Origin of the sequence: Vibrio hepatarius (assembly GCF_001274785.1) — a bacterium.
Taxonomy (GTDB): domain Bacteria; phylum Pseudomonadota; class Gammaproteobacteria; order Enterobacterales; family Vibrionaceae; genus Vibrio; species Vibrio hepatarius.
The window spans coordinates 263,391-283,127 of sequence record NZ_LHPI01000001.1 but is presented as its reverse complement, the minus strand read 5'-3'; the positions used below and the strand labels follow the sequence as shown (position 1 = coordinate 283,127).

Genomic DNA, 19,737 nt, shown 5'->3' with positions numbered 1-19,737 from the left:
TGGAAGCCTTTTTGATTCTTAAAGATAAGTATGTGGGCCAAACACTTCGTAGTGAATACGCTCACGACCTACCGCGAGGCTTTCCAACTGCTTGACGATGCTCTCCATAAACGCCACAGGACCACAAATATAAAAGTCTGCACCCGCAACTGGCAACTCGTCAGCGATCAATGACAAATCCATCTGACCGGTAAAATCTGCCTGTTCATCTAAGTACCAAGCAAACTGTTGCCAACCTTGCTGCTCAATCAGTTGCGCGGTTTCTTGTTTAAAGGTGTGTTGTTGTGCGTTGTTACACGCGTATAGATAACTCACTTCGCTCTTGCCCGCATCTGCCAGGGTATGAAGCATTGACTGAATTGGTGTAGCGCCGACACCCGCAGAGATCAATACCGCTGGCTTGTCGCTTTCTTGGTAGTAAAAATCACCGGCAGGTGCGTACAAGGTCACCACGTCACCTTGCGTCATTTCATTGTGTAGGAAGTTGGACACCAAGCCGTCGTGCTCGCCCACTTCGCGCTTGACGGAAATACGGTAGTTTTTACCGTTTGGCTTGTGCGATAGAGAGTATTGGCGAATTTCAACGTGGTCACCCTTGCTTGGCTTCACCTCAATACCGATGTATTGACCAGGGTTGTAACCGAGCACAGGCTCACCATCGACAGGTTCAAGCACAAAACTGGTGACATACTCAGATTCAGGCTTTTTCTCGGCAATTCTAAATGCACGACCATTTTCCCAACCACCATTGGCTTGTTTGCGCTCTTGGTAGAGGGTTTCTTCGCGGTCGATAAAGACTTGCGCCAAAAATAGGTATGCCGCAGTCCACGCTTCTTCCACTTCGGCGGTAAATGCGTCACTCGCCAGTTCACGAAGAGTTTCAATTAAGTGATGACCGACGATTTGGTAATGCTCGGCCTTGATATTAAAGCTGGTGTGTTTGTGCGCGATACGCTCAACCGCAGCGGTTAATGCAGCTAAGTTCTCGATGTTTTTGGCGTACGCCGCCACCGCTTCAAATAACGCCACACTCTGACGCCCCGTTTTCTGGTGCGTCATATTAAAGATATCTTTTAACTCAGGGTTGTGAGTAAACATACGCTGGTAGAAATGTTGCGTCAGCGCTGGGCCCGCGCTTTCTAGTAACGGAATCGTACTTTTAACAACTTCGATGTGTTGATTGTTGAGCATGGAAATCTCCTCGTTGGGCTTTAATCATTGTAGTAGTAATAATTTTTTTCTCGCTGCTGATAGAGCACGATTGATGCCAACTCGTCTCCGCCCAATAAAATCAACACTTACCAGAGTTCCCATTAAGGCCTTAGGTCATTTTGACATACTTTACTTATGTCAAAATGACTCTAGAATAACGATATTACTCACACTATGTGGTTACTGACTGTGCAAACGGAAAACAACCACAAAACAAGCACTTGGTTTTGTTATGCAAGATATTTCAGTCTCGACCTTAATCGATATGACGATAGGTTTAGCCGCTGGTGATAATGACCACGAACGATTTAACAAACTGCTCGATGCTATCCGCAAGGCGATTCAATGTGACTGCGTCGCCCTACTCTCATTACAAGGCGACACGCTCGTCCCGCTCGCCATGCAAGGGCTCACCCGAGACACTATGGGACGCCGATTCAAAGTGGACGAGCACCCAAGGTTTAAAGCGATTTGTGAGTCAAAGACCGCGGTACGTTTTGACTCAGCTAGCGACTTACCCGACCCGTTTGACAACTTGTTGCTCGACTACGATGGCGATCTGCCGATGCACTCTTGCATGGGACTACCGCTTATATACGCCGACAAGTTACTCGGCGTACTGACCTTAGACAGCCTGACACCAGACTTGTTTAGCGATATACCAACACGGAGCCTCGACGCACTCTCGGCGATTGCAGCTTCTACGCTCAAAGTCGCGTTTACCGTCAGCCAGCTAGAGCAGCAAGCAAAACAGACCCAACAGCGCTTTGAAGAGCTCAATGAGGAAGCCTGGGAGCGTGACGGTGGCGAAATTGTCGGCTCGAGTATTTCGATGCAGATGCTCAAAGCCGATATCGAAGTGGTCGCACCGTCGAACTTCAATATCTTGATCCATGGCGAGACCGGCGTTGGTAAAGAACTGGTCGCGCGCAGTATTCACCATCAATCTAACCGCCGCAAACAACCGCTGGTTTACGTCAACTGCGCGGCAATTCCAGAAAACTTGGTTGAGAGTGAACTGTTTGGTCACGTAAAAGGGGCATTCACTAGCGCGGATAAAACGCGTATGGGTAAGTTTGCTTTGGCAGACGGCGGGACGCTATTTCTGGATGAAATTGGCGAATTGCCGCTCGCAGCACAAAGCAAGATCTTACGTGCATTACAAAACAATGAGATTCAACCGGTTGGACAAGATAAAGTCGAAACGATTGATGTACGCGTGCTCGCGGCGACCAATCGAGATTTAAAACAAGAAGTGGCAGAAGGTCGTTTTCGTTCAGACCTTTACCATCGCCTGAGCGTCTATCCGATTGACGTCCCCCCACTAAGAAAACGTGAAGGTGATGTTGCCCTGCTGGCGGGTTACTTCCTCGAACAAGCAAGGCGTAAACTCGGCATCGTGCAGATAAAACTTGGCAAAGACGCTCGCAGCAAGCTGAGTAGCTATAACTGGCCGGGTAATGTGCGTGAATTGGAGCACGTAATCAATCGCGCCGCGTTAAAAGCGCGTGCTCGTGGTATTAATGGCAAGCTGATCACCGTCTATTCCGATGATATTGGTGAGCTTCAACCGCTGGAGGAGATGCACGATACGTCCTTAACTCGCCGCGCTGACACGTCTCTGCCCGCGATAGACTGGTCAAAAGGCCTCAGAGAGGCGACCGAAGATTACCAACGAACGCTGATCACCACGGCGCTGACCGAGTCTGAGTTTAATTGGGCTCAAGCCGCAAGAGAACTTAAGACAGACCGAGCTAACCTGACTCGCCTCGCCAAACGCTTGGGGATCACGGTTACAAAGAACCATAAGATCAGTACACTCTGAGTTACAACTTGGTTACAATGCGTCACATAAAGCTGGGAAGCCATCACGCTGACCCAGCTACTTAGCCTTCAATGATCGTTAACTAAAGGAACACTATGAAGTTTATTCGTTGGTTCTTGGGTCGCGTAATACTGCTACTCAACTTTATCTTTTCACCGCGTGGCGTAAAACGCTCACCAGATGCTCAGCAAGCCGTTAACCAAAAAGCCGAAGGGCTCGCCCTTTACCAATTCGAAGCGTGCCCTTTTTGCGTCAAAGTACGTCGCTCAATGAAACGTCAATCGGTTAACTTTGAACTGCGCGATGCAAAAAACAACCCGCTACACCGCAGTGAGCTGGAAGCAGGCGGCGGTAAAATTAAAGTACCGTGTCTGAGAATCGAGAAACAGGGTCAGGTAGAGTGGATGTACGAATCTTCAGATATCGTCGCATACTTGGAGAAAGAGTTCGCCTAACCCGATAACCGCAAGGATTGCCTATGTCATACGTGCCGTTGAATATCAGCCATCTCAAAGCGATTGTGTTTGATTTGGATAATACATTGGTCACGTCTGACATGGACTTCACTTGGTTAAGAGAGCAATTAGGATGCCCTTTGAGCAGCGATTTGCTCTCTTATGTTGAACAACTGGAATGCCAACAAGCGCGCGAGAAAGCGCATTCGGTGATCTTAGAGCATGAACTGCATGATGCTCGCACTTCCCAGCCGATGCCAGGTTGCCTGTCTCTACTCGATTTTATCCAGCGTAAGCGCCTTTTAACCGCGGTTATCACCAGAAACTGCGCCGAGGCGACACAACAGAAGATCGCACATAATCAACTCAATATCCCTCGAATCATCACCCGCGAACACTTCCCACCTAAGCCATCACCAGACTCGTTACTGGCGTTAGCTCAGGAATGGCAACTGCAGCGCCATCAGATCCTGTATGTCGGCGATTTCCTTTACGACTTACAAGCTGCATTTAACGCAGACATGCCTTCGTGCTTGGTCACGCATGGAAAGAAAGTCCCGTTTAGCAATCAGGCTTCATTGGTGGTTGAACATCTTCATGATCTCGAAGAAATCATCACCAAACAGTTGGTATAACATACTCTAAAATATTGATATTTCTTGTAATGGTGATTTAGCAATCAATGTGCAAGAATGGATTTACACTCCCGTATCGATAAGCCATTTATCAAACCAGTGAGACCGCCTATGGAACAAAACAAAGTTCTCGTTTTATACGCTCACCCCTCTCCGCAACGCTCAGAGGTCAACCGTCACCTATTCAAAGCGGCGAAATCCGTCGCCGGCGTTACTGTCGTCGACCTGTATTACGAATACCCAACCTACCATATCGATATCGACAAAGAACAGCAGCGCTTGTCCGAGCACGATGTGATCATTTTTCAATTCCCACTTTATTGGTATTCAACTCCAGCGATTTTGAAAGAATGGCAAGACCTCGTGCTGGAATACGGATTCGCTTACGGCCATGATGGAACGGCATTGCACGGTAAGACGTTTTTCTGCTCATTGTCGGCCGGTGGTAAAGCAGAAGCGTACCAAACTGACGGCTACAACCACTTTACGATTCGTGAATTGTTGCACCCTCTAGAGCAAATGGCAGCGCTAACTGGCATGCAGTATTTACCCCCTTTCGCGTTATTTGGCGCACGTACCGCGCAAGAAGACGGGCGAGTGAAAACCCACGTAACAAAATGGGTCACTTTGCTTGAAGAGTTAGTGGCGGGCAACGTCGATTTCGAAATCGCTAGCCGCGCGGAAAAGCTTAATCACTACTTCGAAGCCCACTTAGTGAAGGAGCGCGCATGACCATTTATTTCGTTCAGGCATTTATCTACCTTATTGCTGCAGTCATTGCAGTGCCGATTGCAAAACGTTTGGGGCTTGGCTCGGTGATGGGCTACCTGATTGCCGGTGTCGTGATCGGCCCAATCATAGGGTTAGTGGGAGAAGAGACGACAACCATCCAGCATTTTGCTGAGTTTGGGGTAGTAATGATGCTGTTTTTGGTCGGCCTAGAGCTCGAACCGAAAATGCTATGGTCGATGAGAAATCGCTTACTCGGCTTGGGCGGCTTGCAAGTTGGAGTTACTACCTTCGCCGTTATGGGTATCGCGATTTACTTTGGGCAACCTTGGACTATCGCATTAACCATAGGTTTGATTTTCGCTTTGTCATCGACGGCCATCGTTTTGCAAACCTTCAACGAGAAAGGTCTAACTAAAACAGAAGGCGGGCAAAATGCGTTCTCTGTCTTGTTGTTCCAAGATATCGCCGTGATTCCAATGCTGGCGTTTATTCCGTTATTGGCGTTACCTGAACTGGTTGAGTTGGCACAAAGCGCCACCAGCACAGCCGCCGAGCACCACGACGAGCTCAGTTTGGTCGCGAACCTGCCGGGCTGGGCGTACGCATTGGTTATCGTCGCCTCAGTTGCAGGTTTAGTGGTAGGCGGACACTATCTCAGCCGCCCGCTGTTTAAGTTTGTCGCGAGCTCTGGTCTAAGAGAAATCTTCACTGCGACAGCGTTAATGCTGATCATCGGCATTGCCGCGTTAATGAGTTTAGTCGGCCTATCTCCTGCTCTTGGCGCGTTTTTGGCGGGTGTTGTACTGGCGAACAGTGAGTTTCGCCATGAGCTAGAATCAAACATCGACCCGTTCAAAGGACTGTTACTCGGCTTGTTCTTTATCACCGTTGGCGCCGGGATCAATTTCGCCATCTTGTTCGATAATTTCGCGCTAATCTTAGCGCTCACCATCGGCATCATGGCACTGAAAGCCGCAGTGTTGTTTGCTTTAGCGCTTATCTTTCGCATCAAAGGCAGCAACCGCTGGTTGTTTACCTTAAGCTTAGCGCAAGCGGGGGAATTTGGTTTTGTGTTGTTAAGCTTTACGGTGCAAAACCATGTAATTCCGCAAGGCATTGCGCAGATTCTGTTGCTGGTTGTCGCTTTATCTATGTTCCTCACACCCGGACTATTCATTCTCTATGACCGCGTGTTGTTGCCGCGCTATCAACAGAAATCAAATGAACAGGAAGCGGACACTATCGAAGAGCAAGGGACGGTGATCATCGCGGGTATCGGTCGATTCGGCCAAATCGTCAACCGACTATTGGTTGCAAACGGTATCCATACCGTCGTGCTCGACCAACAAGCCGCGCAAGTTGACCTGATGAGGCAAATCAACACCAAAGCGTACTTCGGTGATGCCAGCCGCCCTGACTTGCTGCATACGGCAGGAATAGAAGAAGCCGCGATGATCGTCATTGCGATCGACAATCAGGAAACCAGCGTTGAACTGACAAAATACATCAAACACACTTATCCTAAAGTGAAAGTACTGGCGCGCGCTTTCGACCGTGGTCACGGATATCTGCTTCGCCAAGCAGGCGCCGATGTGATTGAGCTTGAAACCTATCATTCAGCGCTTGAGATGGGCGTTCATGCCATGCGCGAGCTAAACTATCACCCATTCTTGGTCGAACAGCAAAAAGCAGCGTATAAGGATGTAGAAAAGCGCAAATCCGATTTGCTCTACCAAGCGTGGGCGGATGAGTCGACTGGCGAACGATTTGACAACAACTACCGTAAGGTCTTCATCCATCTTGAAGAACAGATTCAGTTGGCTATAAAAGCGGATCGCATGGATGGTCATGAAGTTGGTGATCGAGGCTGGACTCCACCACCAAAAGGTTATATTGACGATTTTAAAGAAGAGTCTCTTTAATCAGACAAATTTAAAACAACGATTAGACTTGAAAAAGCGCATTCGAGTAACGATGTAAGGGTTACTCATATTTAAGCCGAGGCTAATATGCCTCGGCTGTCTTCTCATTCGACCTAAAGGTCCCAACATTTTTATGGTTATGACTTCTACAACGCAAGATTCTTCGCCCTCTTTGGGGAAACAGCTGTTTCAAATGACGTGGCCAATGCTATTTGGCGTACTCTCATTGATGAGCTTCCAACTGGTCGATAGTGCGTTTATCGGTCAGTTAGGCGTCCTGCCGCTGGCGGCGCAAGGCTTTACCTTGCCGATTCAGATGATAATCATCGGCATTCAAGTTGGCTTGGGTATCGCAACCACCGCAGTAATATCCAAGGCACTAGGCGCGGGACAAGAGCGATACGCCCAGCAACTGGGTGGCTTGATTGTCACTATGGGCGGCGTGGGTGTTGCCGCGATTGCGGTGTTGCTGTACCTGATTCGCGAGCCAATCTTATTGCTGTTGAGCGCACCAGATAGCGTGCTACCTATCATCGATACCTATTGGGTTTTCTGGCTTGTGAGCGCATGGGTAGGCGCAATGCTGTATTTCTTTTACAGCATTTGCCGCTCAAACGGTAATACTATGCTGCCAGGCACGATGATGATGGTGACCAGTCTGCTCAACTTGGTGCTCGACCCGATTTTCATTTTTACCTTGGATTTGGGCATCAACGGCGCGGCAATCGCGACGATTCTCTCGTTCGGCTTTGGTATTTTGGTGGTCGCACCTAAAGTGACCCGCAAACATTGGCTCAACTTTGATTGGAGTGATCTCAACGTCGCCAAGAGCATTCGTTCGATCGCCAATATTATGGGTCCAGCAATGATCAGCCAACTGCTTCCGCCGCTGTCATCGATGCTCGCGACTAAGCTGTTAGCAAGTTTTGGTACCGCCGCAGTCGCTGCTTGGGCGGTAGGATCTCGCTATGAGTTCTTTGCTATTGTGTCGGTATTGGCGCTAACCATGTCGATGCCACCTATGGTCGGACGCTTACTTGGCGCAAGTAAGCTTGAGGATATTCGCAAACTGGTCATCATCGCAGTGAAGTTTGTTCTCGGCTTCCAACTACTGATTGCGGCCATTACCTGGCTTTCAGCGAAACCGCTTGCCGCTTTGATGACCAGTGAACAACACGTGACTGACATTCTGAGCTGGCACTTGCTTATCGTGCCATTTAGCTTGGGGCCACTTGGGATCTGTATGCTAATGGTGTCGATCTCCAACGCGTTAGGCAAAGCGTATACCGCTTTAACCATCTCAGCGTTGCGCCTGTTTGCATTCTTCTTACCGTGTTTATGGCTGGGGGCTCAATTGGGTGGATTACAAGGTCTATTCTGGGGAGCTTTCTGCGGCAACATCTTGGCGGGTATTAGCGCCTGGTTTACTTACCAGCAAGCTTTGAAACAAGTCGAAGACCGTTTGGCGCGTCAGTAGATATAGTCGTTCGAACTCAATCAGAAATGGCCGCTTAATTCGATAAGCGGCCATTTTTTTCTCTTTCGAGCATTAAGCCTGATTTTTCGAGATTAAATACAAGTTTTTTGAATATCAACAACAACATAGTTAGATGACGTTCTTATCATAAACACGTATGATTCTGGCTACGATTTTTCTCTAACCAACATTATGACAACCAAAGTCCACCACCCTATTCAAGGCGCGAGCTGGATGCTAACCGCGGGTTTAGCTTTCGCGATTGTGAACAGCTTAGCTCAGGTCGCAAGCATCAATTTCGGCTTATCCTCAACAACGGTCGCACTTATCCAATATGGCATTGCGCTGATCGTAATTCTGCCGTATTTAAAAACGCTCGGGATCAGAAAATCACTGCGCACTGAACATTTAGGTATGCACATATTCCGTGTGTTCCTCTCGGTTATCGGTATTCAACTTTGGCTTTGGGCACTCGCTTACCCTGTTCCGATTTGGCAAGGTATCGCTTTATTGATGACATCACCGCTGTTTGCGACGATTGGTTCGGGTTTAATCCTTAAAGAAAACGTCGGTGTTGCGCGTTGGATGGCAACTCTTACCGGTTTTGTCGGTGCGATGATCATTCTTGAACCTTGGGCGGATGGCTTTAGTTGGGCGTCACTGCTGCCCGTTGGTGCTGCGTTCTTTTGGGCGTGTTACTCACTGATGGTAAAGAAACTGTCTTCTGATGATTCGCCTTCAACCATGGTGGTCTACCTGCTTATTTTGATCACACCATTCAACATTTTACTTGCGTTACCCGACTGGCAAATGCCGTCAGGTGCGATCATCTGGACAGTATTAATCGCAGCAGGCGCTTTTACCGCCTTAGCACAGTGGGCAATAGTGAAAGCCTATTCAGTGGCGGACGCGTCGTTTGTTCAACCGTTTGACCACGCAAAACTGCCTCTCAACGTGCTGGCAGGTTGGGTCGTGTTTAGCTGGGTTCCACCGGGTCGTTTATGGCTAGGCGCGGCGATCATCATCGCTTCGGTTGCCTTTATTACCCAGTGGGAAACAAAAAAATCTAGGCAGTTGAAATAAAATACCGCCTATATCTTTCTATTATGGAAAGGTAGAGACAAGAGAGATATCCATGACAGATCCAATCAAAATTACACTTTATCGTTGGGCTGGCAGTTGGGGACCGTTTAGCATCAAGATCCCATGCGGTGAATGTACGCTAACCAAAGATATACTGCAGGATACCTTCGACAATGAATTGTCAGGTATTCCGATTCAGCTGGAAGTAAAAGACTGGCTTTCTAACTGGTGGGAACCACTCAAAGTTGGTGTGTGGCACGCACCGATTATCATGGTGGAAGGCAAAGTAATTAGCCAAGGTGAAGCGCTTAACCGTGGCGTGTTAGTGCAGTCTGTTATCCAACAATGGACTAAACGCGACACACTCAACGGCAACATCGTTTATGGTAAAGCGACCTGCCCTTACTGCGTTAAAGCCAAGCGCTTGCTGAGTGATGCAGGTATTGATTATCGATACCATGATGTGGTGAAAGAGAGCGCGGCACTGTACAGAATGATCCCAGAGGTCAAAGCGATCATTGGCGAGAAAACGCCAGTCACTGTGCCACAGATCTGGTTAGACGGTCAGTACATTGGTGGCTGCGATAACTTGGAAGCGTGGTTAGCCGACAAGGGCCTGAACCAAGTGCCAGATAACGTTGTCAATCTGGGTGATAACCAAAGTACGGGAAGTTAATACCACTCCCCCCATATACAAATAAAGCCCCGCATTGCGGGGCTTTATTTTAAATTCCATTTCAGCGTTTACTTCGCCATCTTCTTCATCATACGTTTGAAGAATGACGCTTTTTTCGCTTTAGGCTTGTTCATCGCTTCGTACATCGCTTGTTTCGCGATTAGCTGACCTAAATATGCATTGCCTAGTTCGTGATTCATAGTTATCTCCTCGATAAGTCGATATCGGAAGCGTGATTTTAATCACAAACAAAACAAAAACAAGATCTAAATCACATTATTTCGCGCGTTTCGGTTGCTGATAGGTTTTACCAGCCGCTTGATACGTATCCTTACGCTTCACTTCGAACATTGCGTCAAAGAACCAAGCGACAAAACGAATCACATCGTCGCCTTCATTCATTACATGCTCGATGAATTCTTGCTCTTCACCTTGCTCATTTTCTTGCACTGTCACGTGGTAGATGCGTTTCTCACCGTCTACTTCAGCCAAAGCAAACTGACCTGTTAGTGATTGCGCCGCTTCAGCAACGTCTTCGTCTTCACTCGCTTTTAGCAGTTCTAACGCTTCAGGTAAGCTTGGTTTCTCGCATAGTGCTTTAACGAGCAGTTCGAATTCTTTCTGGTCCATGGTGACAACCTCGATGGATAAATGGAGAGTTTTACTCCGCGCATTGTATCAGTCGTCTAAGGGCTTTCAAGCAAACTCTCTCTGCATCAGCGTTTTACTGCGCGACAGCAATAGCACAAATGCCATAAGACTCGCCGCAATCAGGTAAAACACACCAATCGCGAACTGGCTCTGTACCCAGTGCTCCACCAGATAACCGCCGAAAAGTCCCGCCAAACACATTTGAATCGAGCCAGACAGCGCAGACACCGCACCAGCTTGGCGCTTATGCGGCTCTAACAGCATGCTGATCGATAGTGGAAAAGACAGCCCCTGCGCGATAGTCAAACAAGTAAACGCCCAAATCAAATTGAACAGTGTGACTTCAGTAACCAATAGCCATACGCCAGCAAACGACATCAAGCTAATCGCTAATCTCAGCAACTGCTGCGTCGACATATAACGGTTCAAAACGTTCAACGACACGCTACCTATCATCAATCCCGCAGACGGAATGATCATCACTGAGCCGTATTCAGCCGCAGTTAAACCGAGGTGATGCTGCAGAATAAACGGCATCACCGACAACGATACCAAGCTGGTTAAATAGCTAATCCAGTTATAACTAGCACTCGATAGCACCTGTTTATTAGTGATCAAGCGGCCGTAGTTTTTAACCACTTCAATTGGTTCAAAGCGATGTTTGCCGTAGCTATTGGTTTCCGGCAAGACAAAGTAACCAAGGGTAAAAATCGCCGCCAAGTACAGCAGCACAAACATAAACACCGCTTGCCAACCAAGATAAAACGCCATCCAGCCGCCAAATACTGGCGCCAATATCGGCATAATCGACGCCGTGACGGAAATGTATGACAGCGCCTTGGTGAGTTGCGCACCGTCATAGCTGTCGCGCAATACACTACGCCCTAACACGGACGCACTACCCGCCCCTAAGCCTTGTAGCAAACGACCTAAAATCAATCCGGTTAGACTGTGTGAAAGTAACAGGCACATCACCGTACCCAGCAAGTAAACGCCCTGACCGACAATAAATACTGGGCGTCGACCGATGGCATCGGACAACGGGCCGTAAAACAGTTGTGAAGCACCAAAACCGACCAGAAATAACGTCACTAAAAGTTGCACATCGGCTTGGCTTGCGTCGAGTGATTGGCTGATTAACGGCAGAGAAGGCAAGTAAATACTTACACCGACTTGACCGGTAGCAATGATCATCATCGCAAGTAGCATTGGGGTCTTTTTCATTGCATCTCCTTCTTTCAGCACATTACAAACCAGTGTAAATTAGGTACTGCAGAAAGATAATACTCACTGATGGAAACTGATTAGTTCCCATCAAGAAAGAATAAGGTTAGGTTTATGGATTGGCTTCAAAGTGTGCACAGCTACATTCGCGTCGTCGACGAAGGCAGTTTTAACGGTGCCGCGCGTAAAATGAATACTACCAGCTCGGCGATCAGCAAGCGTATTCACTGGTTGGAAGAACGTATCGGTGTACAGTTATTAAAGCGTACTACCCGAACGGTCACCCAAACAGAAGCTGGAGCGTTGTTCTACGAACGAGCCAAAGTGCAGATTGAAGGCTGGCAGTCGATCGTGGATGAAACACGATCCGTCAGCGAAACGCCAGCAGGGTTACTCAAGATTGGCGCGACTTTAGCTGTCGGCTCTAAATTTTTGGTCCAGTATCTTAACGACTTTCTGCAAATGTACCCAGACATCCGTATCCAGTTGACCACCACCACACCCGGGCAGTTGCCTGAACTTAGCCTAGATCTGTTTATCAGCCGCGAGTTAGAGCAGCTCAACTCCCTGAGTTTTAAAGCATCTCCACTGTTTGAGCACAAAGCAGGCTTTTATGCGTCACCAAGTTACATTGAGAAATTTGGTGAGCCGAGCGATACCAATGAGTTGAAACAACACAATATGCTGATATGGGGCGAGAGGCCACATCGCGAAATCAAACTCTCGAAAGGCCAACGTATCGCGGTTTCCGGAAACTTTGCGACCACCAACCCTGAAGCGTTGTTTTATGCGGCGAAAAACGGCATGGGTATTTTGCTAAGTACCGACGTGATGATCAAAGACGAGCTTAAGACTGGAACATTAAAGCGTATCTTGCCTGATATCACGGCAGATGAAGCGACGGTGTACGCTTATTATCCAAAACTGGACTATCAGCACACGCGCACACAGCTGTTCCTCGACTACCTTAAACAGCGCTTAGCTCGCGAGGCAATACAGGCAAGTTAAACAAACATTTAACATTGCGGGGTTGCCTATTTATGTGTCCTGTACCATATTTAAGAAGAACCAAGACTAATAACATATGGCTTTTTTGCCATCAATAGGTTCCAAATATGGCTAGGAAAACAATACTAACATCGCCGATTGATATCGATGTCGTCTATAAAACGCTGTGTTTAGATGGAAGTGAATTGCTCGATAGTGTCACCCTCTTGCTACACCAGCATTTCGGGTCTCACTGCACATGCATTGTCGAAATTAACCGTTTTCGCTCCAACGCCAAAACGCTCTCTTTCGCGTGTGAAAACCAACTCCAATCACCAGCAGAATACGAGTTGTCTGGCACACCATGCTCAACGGTAAGTCAATCGCAACTCGACTATGTACTTTACAAAGGCGGGTTGAGTGACACATTCCCAGAGGACACCAACTTAAAACAAGCTGGGGTTGAGTCTTACCTAGGCATTCCGTTGCGCTCCGCTTCTGGGAACGTGCTCGGTGTTTTGCTCTCTTCGTTTACCAGCCAACTTTCTGATAGCGAAGATTTAATTTACTACCACAAGCTCTTTGCCAAAGTGGTAGTTCATAGCTTGCGATCCAAATGGCTTTCTGCCCAGTCGGAAAGCTTAGTAGAACAGCTCAGTTTTGAAGTTTCCCACGATAACCTGACTGGTTTGCTTAACCGCAGCTTCTTGGCTGACAAACTAGAAACCCTCACTGAACTGAGTAAGCAGCCGTTCACTCTCGTCTATATTGATATTGATAATTTCAAATCAATCAACGATTTATATGGCAGTTATATCGGTGACCAAATCATCAAGTTTGTTGCTCGCTCTATCGAAGAATGTATTGAAGACAGACAACTCGCTTTTCGCATCGCCGGCGATGAGTTCGCGTTTATTTCACTCTCGGGTGATCCATTCGAAATCTGTCGCCAGATTATCGAGAAGGTATCAAGTGGCTACCAAGACCCAGCGCGTAACATCAAAGTCTCCATCAGTATTGGCTTAGCAAGAAACAACTCTAACAGCCTGACGGCGGATCAAATCATCCTTAACGCGAGCTTGGCGTTGAAAGAGTGTAAGCAGTCGCGTCAGACGTCGATTCAATGCTACGACACGCATCTCAGTGCTCAATACTACCGACGCGCGATTGTCATTGACGCGCTGCGAAGTGAGCTGGATAAAGATATTGAACAGAGTGAAATATACGTGGTTGCCCAACCGATCGTTGCTCAAGGAAAAGCGCAGTGGGATTACTTTGAGATTCTCGCTCGTTGGAACAGCGATGTTTTAGGTGCTATCTCGCCGCTTGAATTTATTGAAGCTGCGGAACAATCTGGGCTTATCATCGAACTCGGTGAACGTATTATCGAACTCGCGTGCCAAGCGAAAATCAAGCTGGAGCAAGGTTTAGGTTATCGTGTCAGACTCGGGATCAACTGCTCGGCACACGAGATTAATAATGCCAATCGCTATGTTCAGCACCTGCTTCATACCTTGGGTAAATACGGTTTTAATGCCGAAGACTTCACCATCGAAATGACCGAGACAGTACTGCTGTCACGAATCAACGAAGTCAAAACTACGTTGGATAAGCTCAGACTACTCGGCTTTAGCATCGCCTTGGATGACTTTGGTACGGGCTATTCTAGTCTCAACTATATCCATACCTATCCGATTGATTGTATTAAAATTGATGCCACTTTTATCCGCAATATGCTCTCCAACGAAAGCTCCGAGAGTGTTGTGTGGTTGATTATCCAGCTAGCAAATCAGCTACATGTCAGTTTGATCGCGGAAGGTGTCGAGAACGAAGAAGCGCTACAAAAACTCTACTCAATGGGCTGTAAAAAGATTCAAGGTTTCTATTTTTCTACGCCTAAGGTGCCAGAAGAGTTGGTTGAGACCATCAAAGCGCTGACCAACATCGAATCTCAAGTCTCGAATGGTTAACGATCTATCCATGGATCGTAAAGGTTGATTTATTTGCACTTAATTGATAATAATTATCATTAACAAAAATAAACAACTGAACGACATGGAAAGAACACGACCGCTTTACAATGGCTTATTCAAAGCCAGAGATAGGTTTTTGGATAACTCCACCGCATGTGGATTCGAACCCGATGTGATTCAAGAATACATTCATTGGACACTGACACTCGCATCCAGTTACGAGCGCGGAGCGAAAGACGAAAACCCTCTGCTCCATGAGCTGTTTCTCCGTCAGCTTTACTTCCATTTGCTCGACGCGATCCAAGACCCGAAACGCAGCCGAATTTTTCGTCGTCTGTGTCTAGACTCTATTCATACCCCGTTACTGTGTTTAAAACGCCACTACGACCAGTGGGAAGACGGCGACATCAAATTTTTACTTTTACAACAACAATTACAGCGTGTTCAAGCGCCGCTAGATTAAGCAAAAGGTACAACCATGACCCAATCAGCCAACCAACCTTATCGAATTGAAAAAGACAGCATGGGAGAAGTCAAAGTCCCATCTGACGCACTTTACCAAGCGCAAACCCAACGAGCGGTCGACAACTTCCATTTTAGCCGTCACACCATGCCAAACGGATTTGTCCAAGCGCTTGCCTATATCAAACAAACGGCGGCACTGACTAACGCTCAGCTTGGCCACCTTGAAGGAGACATTGCCAACGCTATTGCCGACGCTGCGCAAGCCATCATTGATGGTCAGCACCGAGAGCAGTTCCCCATTGACGTTTTTCAAACCGGCTCTGGGACTAGCTCCAACATGAATGCCAATGAAGTGATTGCAACGCTCGCCAGTGAATTGCTGGGTGGTGACGTTAGCCCAAATGATCACGTCAATATGGGGCAAAGCAGTAATGATGTTGTCCCAACCGCGATTCAAATCAGTTCGGTGATGGCGATAGAAAACCAGCTTATGCCCGCGCTGGGTCATTTGATCATCAGCCTACAATCAAAACGCCAACAAATAGGCCACATTGTCAAAACCGGACGCACCCACCTGATGGATGCCATGCCAGTCACATTCGACCAAGAACTGGGGGGTTGGCAGTTCCAAATTGAACAAGCACAGAAAGGCATTCAAGCCACACTTCCCGCGGTTAAAGCGCTGGCTCAAGGAGGTACTGCGGTTGGAACAGGCATCAACGCCGACGAGAAGTTTGCTCGACTGTTTGCCGATAACCTCTCTCAAGCCACCAACATTCAATTCAGCGCCAGCGAGAACTTCTTCTACAACCTGAGTAGCCAAGACGCCATTGTGGCACTCTCTGGTCAGTTAAAGACCGCCGCAGTCGCTTTGATGAAAATGGCCAACGATCTGCGCTGGATGAACTCGGGACCACTGGCAGGCATTGGTGAAATAGAGTTACAAGGGCTTCAACCAGGCTCATCTATCATGCCGGGCAAAGTGAACCCGGTGATCCCAGAAGCTACCGCAATGGCTGCGGCGCAAGTCATTGGTAACGACACCACGATTACCATCGCTGGCCAATCTGGCAACTTCCAACTGAACGTGATGCTCCCTGTGATCGCTCATAACATTATCGAGAGTATCGAACTACTCGCCAACAGCGCACGCGCCATGGCAGATAAAGCGATCACCAACTTCACGGTCAGAGAAGATAATCTTGAGCGAGCATTGGCACGCAACCCAATTTTGGTGACTGCGCTAAATCCGGTGATTGGCTACTTGAAAGCCGCAGAAATTGCCAAGAAAGCGTACAAAGAAGGACGAGCGATTATTGATGTAGCAGAAGAAGAAACCAGCCTAACAAGGAGTGAGTTGGAGCGTTTACTCGCGCCAGAACAACTGGCAAAAGGTGGTATAGCCGATTAAACAACAGGCACACTTCCTTGTGTGGTGTGCACTATACGAGCAGAAGCGATACCAACAAAAATGGCACGGCTAACGTCGATGCCATTTTTGCAAGCGACAGCATCTCTCTCGCCAACACTTCACGCTTTGGTGAAACCAACTGTGCCGCTGTAGACATTGCAGCAGTTTGAGCGGTATTCATTCGTCGACCTCTTTACGATCAAATGATTTGGGAGCGGCGATTTTAAGCCTTTCACCCACTTCGAGCAAACTTTATAAGCCTTTAATTTTTCTAAACGCTAGATATAGAACAACTGCACAATAAACGCTATAACATTGAAAAATAAAGATTATTAGTCATAAAGCAATCATCCAATGAATGGATGTTTAGTAAATTTAAAAAAAGCCGAAGTTAATACCCTGTAAGAATTCCATTTTCAAGAACTTTTAAATTTCTTTAACAACCTTGCCACTTTTGATCACATATACATCAAGATTCTCTGCGCTTGTATTAACAGATGTGATACTAATTCTGCCGTCATATCGACATTGCTTAACATCAATAACTATAAAACCTTACAAAAAGTAAAACATATAACTACATAAGTTGATTAAAAGTCGACAAGGAGATTAGCCTACCATGTGGAATATTCTTAAAATCGCGAGTGCGTTTATTGGAATTATCGTCGGAGCAGGATTCGCGTCCGGACAAGAAGTGCTGCAATACTTCACCAGTTTTGGTCATTGGGGGACAGCAGCAGCTGTCGTCGCGACCGCTCTTTTTGCATACCTAGGTATGATGCTGACTATGCTGGGTTCCCAAACTCAAACTATGTCGCATAAGAAAGTGATTTACCAGATCAGCGGTCGCTGGGTCGGGATCATCGTTGACTACGTTATTATCTTCACATTGTTCGGTGTTGGCGTGGTAATGATCGCTGGCGCAGGTTCTCTACTTAACCAACAATTCGACTTGCCACCATACGCGGGTAGCATCGTACTAACCGTACTGATTGGTTTAACAGCCATGCTCAATGTTGACCGCGTTGTTGCGGTTATCGGCAGTATCACCCCGCTGCTGATCGTTGCGCTAGTCGTCATTTGTGGATACAGCATCATGACGATGGATAAGAGCTTCGATACGCTTGCGCCAATCGCTGAAAGCGTCGAATCAACGCTACCACATTGGTTTATTTCTGCCGTGAACTACGTTTCGTTCAACCTTGCTGTGGGTGCAGCGATGGCACTTGTTATGGGCGGCGCTGAAACCAATCCACGAGTTGCAAAATTGGGCGGTCTTTTGGGTGGTGCTGGCGTTGGCGTACTTATCGTACTGAGCCACCTTGCGCTGTTCTCACAAATTGAAGTGGTTGCCAACTACCCAATGCCGCTACTGAAAATCATCGATATGATTTCACCAGCGCTATCTACTTTCATGACCTTCATCTTGTTCGGTATGATTTTCAATACAGCGGTCAGCATGTTCTACGCATTTGCTGCTCGATTTGTACCGATGAAATCAGCGAAAGCAAACAAGTTTATCTTTGCCACGCTTGCGGTAGGCTTTGTTGCTAGCTTTGCAGGTTTCACTCAATTGGTTGCGGTGTTCTACCCACTGATTGGTTACTTAGGTCTGTTCCTAGTGGGCGCGTTAATCTACGCTCCATTTAAGCTAAAGAAAGACCAAATGACGCTTCAAGAACCCGCATTTGCAACCAAATAGCTTAATTTAACGTAAATTTAAGCCGCTGTGAGTTATTACAGCGGCTTTGCATTTTAAAATATTGTTAACTTAACAAGGCGATTACCACCAGGCTTCCGCTTGCATACCTACACTGATTTCTGAATCTTTACCAATACCAAACGCATCATCGTTTTCTGCGTCATTGACATACGTTGCAAAGATACGGATTTCTGGACGAGACCAAAAACCGGCTTTTGGTACCCAAGCTTGAGCAATGGTGAATTTACTGCCCGCGCCATCAACGTCATTGAGTGTTTCAGTAAACCCGCCGACTTCCAGTACCGTGCGCATTTTCTCTGTCCACTTGTACACCGGACGAACAACAACACTTAAAGACGAATCATCGGTGTCCGTACCATCAACATCGCTCGCCGCTGCGTAACGAATCGAGTGACCGAACTCAAAATCATCGCTTAACGACATCACACCCCAGTTAATCACTCGGTAGCCTTTTGCATCATCGTTAGCTGAATCGCGCACCAAACCATTACCCTGACCAAACGTCGTCATCTGCTTGGCGTAACCAGCGCTACCTAACTGAATAATCGTTTTGTTAAAACCTGAATCTAAGTTCTGATTCAGACTCGCGGTAAACATCAAGCTATTGTCGGCTTCTAACTCTTGGTCAGCGCGCTCAACACCAGCATGGTAGTCAATACCGACTTCTAAGTCAGCATCACTCCAAAGTGGAATCCCCGCATAGCGAACATCAGCAATAACGGCTGTGGTTTCTTGACCGTCTTCTAAGTCGCCTGCGAGCGTATCTTGAAGTAACGCAACTGAAAGTTTGCCCGGTCCAAGATTGATGTGCTCTACACCACCACCAATACCACTCACATCCCAGTAGTAGTTATCGACAATGTGTACATCGTGACGTTGGTAGTAGCGGTCACCCGCCCAGATGGTGATATCTTTGTCGTCGAACAGGCCAGTTGCTTGCACGTTAAATTGTGCCATTTCAAAAGGTCGGTCTACAGAGTTTGCGTCCTGTCCTTCCCAATATTTCACCATCGAGTCAACGACAAAAGACGTACCGTCTTCTGCGTAAACTTCTTTCTTCAAGCCAATCTCACCGTATAAGTCGTTCTCGTTACCCAAACGACCTACTTTATTGACTTCCCATTTGCTGTTCGCGCCGCCTTCATTACTCAGGCCTACCCCGCCACGCATATAACCATAAAATTCAACCGGAGATCCGGCCGCCACTACATTTGATGACAGCAAAGCGACAGAAAGTGCGCTTGCAATACGTAATAATTTCATACTTTAGTCCTTGTCTATCTAGC

19 protein-coding genes are annotated in these 19,737 nt (G+C 47.4%); 13 read left to right on the top strand and 6 right to left on the bottom strand.

All coding sequences use genetic code 11. From position 1 onward, the window contains the following. Window positions 1-18: 18 nt before the first annotated feature. Complete coding sequence (gene hmpA / locus AKJ31_RS01335; protein WP_053407286.1) at window positions 19-1,191, bottom strand: NO-inducible flavohemoprotein; 1,173 nt, start codon at window positions 1,189-1,191, stop codon at window positions 19-21. Window positions 1,192-1,444: 253 nt separating this feature from the next. On the opposite strand from hmpA, the gene norR reads away from it, so the two are divergent. From norR to AKJ31_RS01295, 8 genes are all read left to right on the top strand, one after another. Beyond that, window positions 1,445-3,037 (top strand): nitric oxide reductase transcriptional regulator NorR, encoded by a 1,593-nt coding sequence (norR, locus tag AKJ31_RS01330; RefSeq protein WP_053407285.1) that lies wholly within the window; start codon window positions 1,445-1,447, stop codon window positions 3,035-3,037. Between the two features lie 95 nt (window positions 3,038-3,132). After that, a complete protein-coding gene (locus AKJ31_RS01325; RefSeq protein WP_053407284.1) occupies window positions 3,133-3,492 on the top strand; it encodes a glutaredoxin family protein in 360 nt (119 codons plus the stop codon). 23 nt (window positions 3,493-3,515) lie between these two features. Continuing rightward, entirely contained in the window at window positions 3,516-4,127 is a 612-nt protein-coding gene (locus AKJ31_RS01320) for an HAD family hydrolase (protein WP_053407283.1), read from the top strand. A 111-nt stretch (window positions 4,128-4,238) separates the two neighbouring features. Further along, on the top strand, window positions 4,239-4,859 hold the full coding sequence (locus tag AKJ31_RS01315) for an NAD(P)H-dependent oxidoreductase (protein WP_053407967.1): 621 nt from the start codon (window positions 4,239-4,241) through the stop codon (window positions 4,857-4,859). Then, a complete protein-coding gene (locus AKJ31_RS01310) occupies window positions 4,856-6,781 on the top strand; it encodes a monovalent cation:proton antiporter-2 (CPA2) family protein (protein WP_053407282.1) in 1,926 nt (641 codons plus the stop codon). The genes AKJ31_RS01315 and AKJ31_RS01310 overlap by 4 nt, the downstream gene beginning before the upstream one ends. A gap of 139 nt (window positions 6,782-6,920) precedes the next feature. After that, on the top strand, window positions 6,921-8,258 hold the full coding sequence (locus tag AKJ31_RS01305; RefSeq protein WP_053407966.1) for an MATE family efflux transporter: 1,338 nt from the start codon (window positions 6,921-6,923) through the stop codon (window positions 8,256-8,258). Between the two features lie 192 nt (window positions 8,259-8,450). After that, window positions 8,451-9,341: a DMT family transporter gene (locus AKJ31_RS01300; protein ID WP_053407281.1), complete on the top strand. Its 891-nt coding sequence runs from the start codon at window positions 8,451-8,453 to the stop codon at window positions 9,339-9,341. Between the two features lie 52 nt (window positions 9,342-9,393). Next, complete coding sequence (locus AKJ31_RS01295) at window positions 9,394-10,017, top strand: glutaredoxin domain-containing protein (protein WP_053407280.1); 624 nt, start codon at window positions 9,394-9,396, stop codon at window positions 10,015-10,017. 68 nt (window positions 10,018-10,085) lie between these two features. Here AKJ31_RS01295 and AKJ31_RS23505 read toward each other — a convergent pair whose 3' ends face one another. From AKJ31_RS23505 to AKJ31_RS01285, 3 genes are all read right to left on the bottom strand, one after another. After that, window positions 10,086-10,217, bottom strand: coding sequence for a hypothetical protein (locus tag AKJ31_RS23505; protein ID WP_281173324.1), 132 nt, complete (start codon window positions 10,215-10,217; stop codon window positions 10,086-10,088). Between the two features lie 76 nt (window positions 10,218-10,293). After that, window positions 10,294-10,647 carry a hypothetical protein gene (locus AKJ31_RS01290; protein ID WP_053407279.1) on the bottom strand — a complete coding sequence of 118 codons (354 nt, stop codon included), beginning with the start codon at window positions 10,645-10,647 and terminating at the stop codon, window positions 10,294-10,296. 66 nt (window positions 10,648-10,713) lie between these two features. Beyond that, entirely contained in the window at window positions 10,714-11,892 is a 1,179-nt protein-coding gene (locus AKJ31_RS01285; protein WP_053407278.1) for a multidrug effflux MFS transporter, read from the bottom strand. Between the two features lie 114 nt (window positions 11,893-12,006). Here AKJ31_RS01285 and AKJ31_RS01280 point away from each other — a divergent pair, with 114 nt between their 5' ends. From AKJ31_RS01280 to AKJ31_RS01265, 4 genes are all read left to right on the top strand, one after another. Beyond that, window positions 12,007-12,900, top strand: coding sequence for a LysR family transcriptional regulator (locus AKJ31_RS01280; RefSeq protein WP_053407277.1), 894 nt, complete (start codon window positions 12,007-12,009; stop codon window positions 12,898-12,900). A 107-nt stretch (window positions 12,901-13,007) separates the two neighbouring features. Then, complete coding sequence (locus tag AKJ31_RS01275) at window positions 13,008-14,849, top strand: putative bifunctional diguanylate cyclase/phosphodiesterase (RefSeq protein WP_053407276.1); 1,842 nt, start codon at window positions 13,008-13,010, stop codon at window positions 14,847-14,849. Window positions 14,850-14,934: 85 nt separating this feature from the next. Further along, window positions 14,935-15,315 carry a hypothetical protein gene (locus AKJ31_RS01270; protein ID WP_053407275.1) on the top strand — a complete coding sequence of 127 codons (381 nt, stop codon included), beginning with the start codon at window positions 14,935-14,937 and terminating at the stop codon, window positions 15,313-15,315. Between the two features lie 15 nt (window positions 15,316-15,330). Further along, a complete protein-coding gene (locus AKJ31_RS01265; RefSeq protein ID WP_053407274.1) occupies window positions 15,331-16,728 on the top strand; it encodes a class II fumarate hydratase in 1,398 nt (465 codons plus the stop codon). A gap of 31 nt (window positions 16,729-16,759) precedes the next feature. On the opposite strand, the gene AKJ31_RS23160 is transcribed toward AKJ31_RS01265, so the two are convergent. Then, the gene (locus AKJ31_RS23160; protein ID WP_053407273.1) at window positions 16,760-16,909 is read right to left on the bottom strand and encodes a hypothetical protein; all 150 of its coding nucleotides are present in this window, start codon (window positions 16,907-16,909) and stop codon (window positions 16,760-16,762) included. A 438-nt stretch (window positions 16,910-17,347) separates the two neighbouring features. Between AKJ31_RS23160 and AKJ31_RS01255 the strand changes: the two genes are divergently transcribed. Continuing rightward, window positions 17,348-18,430: a YkvI family membrane protein gene (locus AKJ31_RS01255; protein WP_053407272.1), complete on the top strand. Its 1,083-nt coding sequence runs from the start codon at window positions 17,348-17,350 to the stop codon at window positions 18,428-18,430. An 81-nt stretch (window positions 18,431-18,511) separates the two neighbouring features. On the opposite strand, the gene AKJ31_RS01250 is transcribed toward AKJ31_RS01255, so the two are convergent. Further along, window positions 18,512-19,714 (bottom strand): carbohydrate porin, encoded by a 1,203-nt coding sequence (locus tag AKJ31_RS01250; RefSeq protein WP_053407271.1) that lies wholly within the window; start codon window positions 19,712-19,714, stop codon window positions 18,512-18,514. Between the last annotated feature and the right edge of the window lie 23 nt (window positions 19,715-19,737).

Bases quoted from the DNA above. Each gene is read 5' to 3' on its own strand.
- hmpA (WP_053407286.1), bottom strand. From the start codon at position 1,191: ATGCTCAACAATCAACACATCGAAGTTGTTAAAAGTACGATTCCGTTA.
- norR (WP_053407285.1), top strand. From the start codon at position 1,445: ATGCAAGATATTTCAGTCTCGACCTTAATCGATATGACGATAGGTTTA.
- AKJ31_RS01325 (WP_053407284.1), top strand. From the start codon at position 3,133: ATGAAGTTTATTCGTTGGTTCTTGGGTCGCGTAATACTGCTACTCAAC.
- AKJ31_RS01320 (WP_053407283.1), top strand. From the start codon at position 3,516: ATGTCATACGTGCCGTTGAATATCAGCCATCTCAAAGCGATTGTGTTT.
- AKJ31_RS01315 (WP_053407967.1), top strand. From the start codon at position 4,239: ATGGAACAAAACAAAGTTCTCGTTTTATACGCTCACCCCTCTCCGCAA.
- AKJ31_RS01310 (WP_053407282.1), top strand. From the start codon at position 4,856: ATGACCATTTATTTCGTTCAGGCATTTATCTACCTTATTGCTGCAGTC.
- AKJ31_RS01305 (WP_053407966.1), top strand. From the start codon at position 6,921: ATGACTTCTACAACGCAAGATTCTTCGCCCTCTTTGGGGAAACAGCTG.
- AKJ31_RS01300 (WP_053407281.1), top strand. From the start codon at position 8,451: ATGACAACCAAAGTCCACCACCCTATTCAAGGCGCGAGCTGGATGCTA.
- AKJ31_RS01295 (WP_053407280.1), top strand. From the start codon at position 9,394: ATGACAGATCCAATCAAAATTACACTTTATCGTTGGGCTGGCAGTTGG.
- AKJ31_RS23505 (WP_281173324.1), bottom strand. From the start codon at position 10,217: ATGAATCACGAACTAGGCAATGCATATTTAGGTCAGCTAATCGCGAAA.
- AKJ31_RS01290 (WP_053407279.1), bottom strand. From the start codon at position 10,647: ATGGACCAGAAAGAATTCGAACTGCTCGTTAAAGCACTATGCGAGAAA.
- AKJ31_RS01285 (WP_053407278.1), bottom strand. From the start codon at position 11,892: ATGAAAAAGACCCCAATGCTACTTGCGATGATGATCATTGCTACCGGT.
- AKJ31_RS01280 (WP_053407277.1), top strand. From the start codon at position 12,007: ATGGATTGGCTTCAAAGTGTGCACAGCTACATTCGCGTCGTCGACGAA.
- AKJ31_RS01275 (WP_053407276.1), top strand. From the start codon at position 13,008: ATGGCTAGGAAAACAATACTAACATCGCCGATTGATATCGATGTCGTC.
- AKJ31_RS01270 (WP_053407275.1), top strand. From the start codon at position 14,935: ATGGAAAGAACACGACCGCTTTACAATGGCTTATTCAAAGCCAGAGAT.
- AKJ31_RS01265 (WP_053407274.1), top strand. From the start codon at position 15,331: ATGACCCAATCAGCCAACCAACCTTATCGAATTGAAAAAGACAGCATG.
- AKJ31_RS23160 (WP_053407273.1), bottom strand. From the start codon at position 16,909: ATGAATACCGCTCAAACTGCTGCAATGTCTACAGCGGCACAGTTGGTT.
- AKJ31_RS01255 (WP_053407272.1), top strand. From the start codon at position 17,348: ATGTGGAATATTCTTAAAATCGCGAGTGCGTTTATTGGAATTATCGTC.
- AKJ31_RS01250 (WP_053407271.1), bottom strand. From the start codon at position 19,714: ATGAAATTATTACGTATTGCAAGCGCACTTTCTGTCGCTTTGCTGTCA.